Raw genomic sequence first — 2,286 nt, 5'->3', positions numbered from 1 at the left:
GCCACGGAACGGTCTGCGTTGTCGGGAAGATGCGTGATCTGATCCTTCAACTCAGCAAAAGTTCGATTTATTCAACAAAGCCGATAGACTTTCCTCCGACTGAAACAACAGGATGATTGAGCCCATGCTTCGATACGAGTTAACGCCGAACAATGCAGGTTTTATACTGTGGGGAGATTCAGAAGCCCTGAATGAATTACATGAACTCATTCATTACATCGTGGATGAAAGCCCACTGATTAAAGTTAAAGACGGATTTATGTTATCCCTTGCCTATGATATTCGTAAAGCACGGGAAGGTAATCGTCGTGTTGAGCAACATCAGTATGATCAACATGATACATATAAGCTTTATGGTGTTGAGCTTTTATGGCCTCTGGTCCTGGTACAGTCCTCAATACTCAGAAACTCAATGGGTTATATTCAGACAGACAAAAACCAGCTGTCTGTCATGTATGCCTTTGAATACCTGATAGAATCAGCATTAACAGAGTCTGAGAGAACAACGTCGAATGATATTATGCTAACAGTAAAATATGCATCAGACTCTGATTTTAATTTCATTGAGGATAATATTGACAGCAGGTGCTGCTATTTTATCAGCCTATCTCCGGAGCAAAGAAAAAAGCAGTTAATCAGTATTGTTCGTTCTTTTCATTCATTATGGGGTAAGTATGCCCGTGAAAAGCAGGACATAAAGATGCTGAACGAAATGAATAATACATCATGGGTCTGGCCGGACAATATCAACTGGTGAGCAACCACTGTCCGGCCAGTGAGTACCATCAGCGGGCTCTTTTACCAAAAATGTCCTCTGAACGTGACTGAAGCTGTTTGAGTGCTTCGAGCATGTCATCATTATCCAGTGAGCGCTGGGATTTCTTCCCTTCCTGCTTTGGCCGTCGTCGGGAAGGGCCATCTCCAGCGGGAATTGACTGAGAGCGCGTGTTATCCCGCTTGCTCTGCACCAGACTGATAAACTCCAGGGTTCGGCCAAGACGCTTGTTATCGACAATCGCGCCCTGGTCGATTTCTGACAGTCGGTCGTAGGTAGAGTAGGGAAGTAGCGTACCGTTCAGGCGCAGCTCTTTTCTGCCATCAGGATAGTGATACACATCGATATATTTACCTATTGCACGGCGACTCAGTTCGCTGTCTTCAATCAGGTACAACATTTTATCATATTGTATCGTCAACGATTTTGAGACTTTACGTTTTTCACGAACAGTGAAAATAAGCCCCAGGTCCTCATCATGTTCTACAGCACGGTGTACGTCAAAATCATGTCGCGGTACTTTGCCAAAACGGCGGTTATAGTCAGCCATATAGGCCTCAGCGAAGTCATTTGCAGCCTCCATTGAACAAATGCCCTGTAACCGCAGCTCTTTGACCAGACGATCCTGTAAAGTGAGGTGAGCTCGTTCTACACGCCCTTTGGCGGGACTGGTTTCTGCACAGATAGTCTGGATGTTCAGTTCATGCATGGCTCGCCCAAACTGAGTATGCCCGTCTCCGCCTGTGGCGTGTTTATTGTTAACACGAAAAACACCGGCTTTATCGCTGTACAGTGCCAGCGGTTTACCATGCTTATCGATATAGCGCCGCGTGGCTTCGAAGTAAGAAAACGTGGACTCCGATTTAACAAACAACAGTTCCATCAGTTTGCTGGTTGCATCATCAACATAGACCAGCGCGGTGCAGGCCGGGCCACGGCCTTCAAACCAGTCGTGATCACAGCCATCTATTTGTATCAGCTCACCAGTACACGGACGCCGGTACCGTGGTTGAGGGATCCTTGCGGCACGTTGTTTACGGGGAACCCATAAGCCAGCCCGCACCATGATGCGCCGGACAGTTTCTTTGCCAAGAAACAGTCCGTGGAGTTCTTCGAGCTTTTCACGCGCCAGAGTCGGACCGAAATCAGCATAACGCGTCTTGATCAGTTCCAGAGCCTGATCTGCGAGCCCGGGTGGCAACTGGCGGTTACCACGCATGCCACATCGTCTGCTGGCCATACCAAGCGGTCCGCCTTCACGGTAACGGGCAAGAAGTCTGCGGCATTGCCTGTCGCTGATACCGAGGTGCTCGGCCGCACGGCGCGTTGTGATGCGACGTTCAATGACGTCCTGTATAATCTTGATCCGGTTGATCTCTTTCAAAGTAAACACTCCTGAGCTTTCTGCGCTCATGATATGCCTCCCGGTAGTTTAAACGGACCAGTGAAGCTTACCATAGCGCGGACATCTGAATTGAGCCACAGGCGGACATTACTATTGAGCCATTACA

Annotated in this window: 2 protein-coding genes; one reads left to right on the top strand and one right to left on the bottom strand. The window is 48.1% G+C overall.

From position 1 onward, the window contains the following. Positions 1 to 124 precede the first annotated feature (124 nt). Positions 125 to 757, top strand: coding sequence for a DUF6904 family protein (locus ACOT1A_RS24490; RefSeq protein WP_001567369.1), 633 nt, complete (start codon positions 125 to 127; stop codon positions 755 to 757). A gap of 28 nt (positions 758 to 785) precedes the next feature. Here the strand turns inward: ACOT1A_RS24490 and ACOT1A_RS24485 are convergent, their stop codons facing one another. Further along, positions 786 to 2,189 (bottom strand): ISNCY-like element ISKpn21 family transposase, encoded by a 1,404-nt coding sequence (locus ACOT1A_RS24485; protein WP_001567368.1) that lies wholly within the window; start codon positions 2,187 to 2,189, stop codon positions 786 to 788. Positions 2,190 to 2,286: the final 97 nt, after the last annotated feature.

It is taken from the genome of Enterobacter cloacae complex sp. SYL003, from assembly GCF_049236925.1.
GTDB classification, from domain to species: Bacteria; Pseudomonadota; Gammaproteobacteria; order Enterobacterales; family Enterobacteriaceae; genus Enterobacter; species Enterobacter intestinihominis.
This window is presented reverse-complemented; position numbering and strand designations above follow the sequence as displayed.

What these genes read in the sequence shown, in the direction of transcription:
- ACOT1A_RS24490 (WP_001567369.1), top strand. Translation starts at nt 125, where the DNA reads ATGCTTCGATACGAGTTAACGCCGAACAATGCAGGTTTTATACTGTGG.
- ACOT1A_RS24485 (WP_001567368.1), bottom strand. Translation starts at nt 2,189, where the DNA reads ATGAGCGCAGAAAGCTCAGGAGTGTTTACTTTGAAAGAGATCAACCGG.